This is a genomic window from Pseudomonadales bacterium, from assembly GCA_013215025.1.
Taxonomy (GTDB): domain Bacteria; phylum Pseudomonadota; class Gammaproteobacteria; order Pseudomonadales; family DT-91; genus DT-91.
Window position 1 is genome coordinate 1 of record JABSRR010000096.1, and the last position, 4,887, is coordinate 4,887.

Sequence of the window (4,887 nt, forward strand, 5' to 3'; positions counted from 1 at the left end):
AATAGCTGTGAGCATCAATGCCAACCTCTCGCTGACTGATCAGTGAGCGTTTATGCGAATGCATAAATTCAATTGGGTCTTCAATGGTTAAAATATGTCCGGTCGTGGTTTCATTGCGATGATTCAGCATCGACGCCAGCGTAGTCGACTTACCCGTACCTGTTGCGCCAACCACCAGAATTAAGCCACGCTCAAGCAGGGCTAATTCCTCCAGTAAAAGCGGTAAGTTCAAACTTTCTATTGAGGGAATATGGCTGACAATATGCCTTGCGACGACCGCAGGTTCACCTTTTTGATGATAGGCATTAATGCGAAAACGCCCACCGCCCTGTAACGAATAGCCAAGGTCAATTTGCCGCTGCGTCTCAAATTCATGAATTTGCTCCTCAGTCAGCAGGGTATTAATGATTTCACGAATATTGGCCGCGTTTAAGGCTGTCTGACCTACCGGTTTCATGGTCCCCATAAGCTTCATCATCGGGGGGGCGCCAACATTTAAAAATAAATCAGTGCCGTTTTTTTCAACGACAAATTTTAGTAAAGCCTTCAGGTTCATGGTGATCGTCTTACGCTACATCTTTTTATAATGCTCATATCCTATAGGCTCAGGCAGATAAGAACAAATAAATCTCAAGCAGATAATACAAACGGCTTTTATTCAGCGGAATTGGCTGGTATTTTAGCGCCGACCAAAATGACAGAAAGTAAGAGTGTTGAGAGATCATGGGGCCACTGACAGGGGTTAGAGTAATTGAAATGGGCGGAATAGGGCCATCACCCTTTGCCGCGATGTTAATGGCGGATTTAGGTGCAGAAGTGATTCGCATTGACCGCTATTCCAGTGAGGCGGCCAACCCTTATGAAGTAACGCTGCGATCACGCAAGTGTATGGCTGTGAACATCAAAGACCCACAAGGTATTGAGATTGTTAAACAGCTGGTGCAAACCGCCGATGTGATCATGGAAGGCTTTCGTCCTGGCGTGATGGAAAAGCTTGGTCTTGGGCCGGAGCAGCTATTAGCGATCAATCCAAAGCTGGTTTACGGTCGCATGACCGGTTGGGGGCAGGAGGGCCCTATGTCGCAGGTTGCTGGTCATGATATTAACTATGTTGCAGTTACCGGTGCGCTCGATACCATTGGCCGTGCCGAGGGTGGCCCGGTGCCGCCGTTAAATTTATTGGGCGATTTTGCGGGCGGCGGCTCGTATCTGGTTATGGGTATGTTGGCGGCACTGCTGCATGCGCAAAAAAGTGGTCAAGGTCAGGTGGTTGACGCCAGCATCAATGATGGGGTGGCTAACTTAATGAATATGATCCTCGGCTATCGCGGTATGGGTATGTGGGATCAGCAACGGCAAAACAATATTTTTGATGGCGGCGCGCATTATTACGATACCTATGAATGCGCTGACGGCAAATGGGTCTCTATTGGTGCGATTGAGATTCATTTTTATGAACTCTTGGTTGAAAGCATGGGCCTCACTGAGCAGGTAGGAGAAATGTCCTACGATGCGCAGTTTGATAAACAAAAATGGCATGCCTTACGTCCAGTATTTGCCAAACGGTTTAAAGAAAAAACGCGAGACGAATGGACTGATATCTTAGGTATGCTTGACGTTTGCTATGCGCCAGTGTTGTCGATGGATGAGGCGATGGCATACCCGCAGCATATTGCGCGCAATACCTATGTTGAGGTCGATGGGGTTAAGCAGGGCGCGCCGGCGCCTAAGTTTTCTGAAACGCCCACGGCAGTGAAAACGGGCCCGCGAGCACAGGGCGCTGATAATGCGGCGCTGATGCAAGAACTGGGTTATTCTGCCAGTCAGATCACCGAGCTAATTGAAAATAAGGTATTGGTATAATGACGCAATCCATCGATTTTGAACAATGGGCAGAGCTGGTAAAAAATCGCCGCAGTGTTCGAGCCTTTTTGCCGCAACCTGTGCCCCAGTCAATTTTAGAGGCGGTCTTTGATGCAGCCAACTGGGCGCCGTCCAATTGCAATACCCAGCCTTGGCAAGTGCATATTGCCAGCGGCGAGTCTGCCGAGCAATTAAAGCGTGGTTTAAGCAATGCCATGCAGCAGGGTGAATTCTCAATGGATTATCCTTATATGGGGCAATATGAGGGGGTGCAAAAAGAGCGTCAGTATGCAGCCGCTGCGGCTCTGTATCAGGCAATGGGAATTGAGCGCAGCGATAAGGCGGCCAGGCAACAGGCCTTTATGAATAATTTCGATTTCTTTGGAGCGCCACATGCGGCGTTCTTTTTTATTCAAGCTGGCGATCTCAGAGAAGCCGCCGATCTTGGTATGTATGCACAGACGCTGATGCTGAGCATGGCTGCTCAGGGTATTGCCTCTTGTCCGCAAACCGCCTTGAGCTTTCATTGTGATCTGGTGCGAGAAGTGCTAAACATTCCTGCAGAGCAAAAATTGCTGTTTGGCATGTCATTCGGTTACCCAGACCCTTCGGCTGCGGCAAACCAAATAAATATCGAGCGCGCCAGTTTGTCTGAGAACACCTTTTTCCACTAATCTAGTGCGTGAAATACGCATCTCAAATTGGCGCTTGCGGGCGGTTTTAATCGCGTTTCAGCATATTTTAGATCTTGCACTTAAGGCCGTATGCAATCATAATATGCGCGCTAATTTTAACGCCAATCATCGACGATTGGCCCTAATGAGTGTGGTATAGCAGTCCTTATTTGGTCGACTATTTCTTACCTAACCCCTGATTCTCACAACAGAAGGTGAAATTGTGAACACAACCAAGCGTGAACGTCCAGACGATTATTTTAGTGACTGGAAAGAGCGTGAAGCTTTAGCTGAGGGAATGATTCCTTTGGTAGGCAAGCTTTATCGAGAAAAAAATGTAAAGACGTATTTGTATGGCTTTAATCTGCATAATCAGTCTGTTCTCGATATCATGAAAGCCCACCGCAAAGTGCGCTTGGTTGAAGGCAATGAAATGTCAGAATTTGAAACCAGCCCGGTTTTAAATGCGTTGGCAGAATTAGATTTGGGGCCAGCGCATATCGATGTTGGCCGTATCGCCGTCGCCTATGAAGCTGTTAAAGACAGCACCTCACTGGTTGATTTTGTGCAGCAGCAAGTTGCTGAAGTTATTGGCGCTAAAGCGCTTGATCAATCGCCGCGCGATGTTGTGCTGTATGGTTTTGGCCGCATTGGTCGTTTAATGGCGCGCCTGTTGATCGAAAAAACCGGTGGTGGTGAAAACCTGCGTCTTAAGGCGATTGTTGTGCGTAAAGGCAAAGCGCCGAATGATCTTGAGAAACGCGCCTCTTTACTGCGTCGTGACTCAGTGCATGGTGCATTTGATGGCACGATTCGAGTCGATGAAGAGCATAGCTCGCTAGTGCTCAATGGCAATGAGGTTAAAATCATTTATGCCAATTCACCCAGTGATGTTGACTACACCGATTACGGCATCAACGACGCGATTGTGGTCGATAATACTGGCGTTTGGCGTGATCAAGCTGGCTTATCGCAGCACCTGGCCTGTAATGGCGTCAGTAAAGTTATTCTTACTGCCCCTGGCAAAGGCGACTTAAAAAATATTGTTTACGGTATCAATAATAGCGATATCGACGATGCGGATACGATTATATCTGCAGCATCGTGCACCACCAATGCAATCAGCCCGCCATTAAAGGCTATACACGATGGCTTTGGTATCAAGCAGGGGCATGTTGAAACTGTGCATGCTTACACCAATGACCAAAACTTGATTGATAATTACCATTCAGCTGATCGACGTGGTCGCTCTGCTGCGCTGAATATGGTTATTACCGAAACAGGCGCGGCAAAAGCGGTAGCTAAAGTTTTACCGTATTTTGAAGGTAAACTCACAGGTAACGCGATTCGCGTACCGACGCCTAATGTGTCGATGGCGATTTTGAACCTGACGCTAGAAAAAGCGACCAGTGCCGACGAACTGAATGAATATATGCGTCAAATCTCTCTACACTCAGATTTGCGCAAACAAATTGATTACTCGAATACCCCTGAAGCGGTCTCAACCGACTTTGTGGGGACCCGCTGTGCGAGTATTTACGATGCCGAGGCCACTATTGTGAATGGCACTCAAGCGATCGTTTACTTATGGTATGACAATGAGTTTGGTTACTCATGCCAGGTGCACCGCGTACTGGAACAAATGGCTGGGGTAACCTATGCTATATATCCGAAAAACTGACGAGTACTGTATTCTGAACCCCTGAAATAAAGGGGTTTTTGCGTTTTGGCTTTTCTACTCTTTTTACCCCAAACGCACGTAAAATTTTAAACTTTTAAAATTTAACCAGGGTATTAACTCTATGATTAAAATCAAGCGCGGTCTCGACCTAGCGCTTGAGGGTGCGCCAAAGCCTGCTCAGATTGAGCTGGCTAAGCGCGTTTCTCAAGTCGCTTTGGTAGGTTATGACTATGTTGGTATGAAGCCAACCATGCATGTCGCGGTCGGTGATAAAGTGGCGAAAGGTCAGTTGCTGTTTGAAGACAAAAAAACAGCTGGCGTTAAGTTTACTGCACCGGCAGCTGGCACAGTATCAGCAATTAACCGAGGTGCACAGCGGGTGTTTGAGTCGCTGGTGATTGACCTCGAAGGTGATGAAAAAGTCAGCTTCAACAGTTATGCGGCAGCCGATTTAGCCAATCTAGGCAAACAGGCTGTGCAGTCACAGCTGGTAGAGTCGGGCGCCTGGACTAGCCTGCGAACGCGTCCATACTCAAAAGTACCAGCACTTGACGTTGACTATGATGCAGTATTCATCAACGCCATGGATACCAATCCGCTCGCAGCAAACCCCCTCGATATTATTAACGCGGATGCAGAAAGCCAAGCTGCCTATGTTGCCGGGGTGGA

5 protein-coding genes are annotated in these 4,887 nt (G+C 47.7%); 4 read left to right on the top strand and 1 reads right to left on the bottom strand.

Features of this window, described 5'->3' with window-relative positions:
• The coding region (tadA, locus tag HRU21_08115) for a Flp pilus assembly complex ATPase component TadA (protein ID NRA42256.1) at positions 1–556 on the bottom strand (556 nt) is incomplete at its 3' end.
• Between the two features lie 167 nt (positions 557–723).
• Between tadA and HRU21_08120 the strand changes: the two genes are divergently transcribed.
• The 4 genes from HRU21_08120 to HRU21_08135 form a co-directional block, all read left to right on the top strand.
• Complete coding sequence (locus tag HRU21_08120) at positions 724–1,863, top strand: CoA transferase (protein ID NRA42257.1); 1,140 nt, start codon at positions 724–726, stop codon at positions 1,861–1,863.
• A complete protein-coding gene (locus tag HRU21_08125; GenBank protein NRA42258.1) occupies positions 1,863–2,537 on the top strand; it encodes a nitroreductase in 675 nt (224 codons plus the stop codon). The genes HRU21_08120 and HRU21_08125 overlap by 1 nt, the downstream gene beginning before the upstream one ends.
• A gap of 223 nt (positions 2,538–2,760) precedes the next feature.
• Positions 2,761–4,218, top strand: coding sequence for a glyceraldehyde-3-phosphate dehydrogenase (locus HRU21_08130; GenBank protein ID NRA42259.1), 1,458 nt, complete (start codon positions 2,761–2,763; stop codon positions 4,216–4,218).
• 121 nt (positions 4,219–4,339) lie between these two features.
• The coding region (locus tag HRU21_08135; protein ID NRA42260.1) for an NADH:ubiquinone reductase (Na(+)-transporting) subunit A at positions 4,340–4,887 on the top strand (548 nt) is incomplete at its 3' end.

Excerpts from the sequence above, each read along its gene's own strand:
- HRU21_08125 (NRA42258.1), top strand. The coding sequence starts at position 1,863 with ATGACGCAATCCATCGATTTTGAACAATGGGCAGAGCTGGTAAAAAAT.
- HRU21_08120 (NRA42257.1), top strand. The coding sequence starts at position 724 with ATGGGGCCACTGACAGGGGTTAGAGTAATTGAAATGGGCGGAATAGGG.